Source organism: Lyngbya sp. CCY1209, from assembly GCF_055795065.1.
The window spans coordinates 1-297 of sequence record NZ_JAYFER010000579.1 but is presented as its reverse complement, the minus strand read 5'-3'; the positions used below and the strand labels follow the sequence as shown (position 1 = coordinate 297).

Below are 297 nucleotides of genomic sequence, written 5' to 3'. Positions count from 1 at the left end.
AAGCGAACGGGGGACGGCTACCATTCTTGATGATGATTGGTCGGCACCGGAACTTCCCCAAATCGACATTTCCGGGAATGATGATGAACCCTTACCCAATATTTCGGTCAGTAATCGCCGAATTACCGAAGGGAACCGAGGCCGGAAAAACGCCAAATTCGCGGTCACTTTAGACAGTCCCAGCAGCGAAACTGTATCGGTGGATTACACCACCGTCAACAAAACTGCAAAAGCGAATCAAGACTACAAACGAACCCAAGATGTTCTCACCTTCCAACCCGGTGAAACGACTCAAAG

The 297-nt window shown here is 49.5% G+C and carries 1 protein-coding gene; it reads left to right on the top strand.

Features of this window, described 5'->3' with window-relative positions:
- Positions 1–297 (top strand): Calx-beta domain-containing protein (locus AC0QHF_RS20790; RefSeq protein WP_324706152.1); only part of this gene is annotated, 297 nt, incomplete at both ends.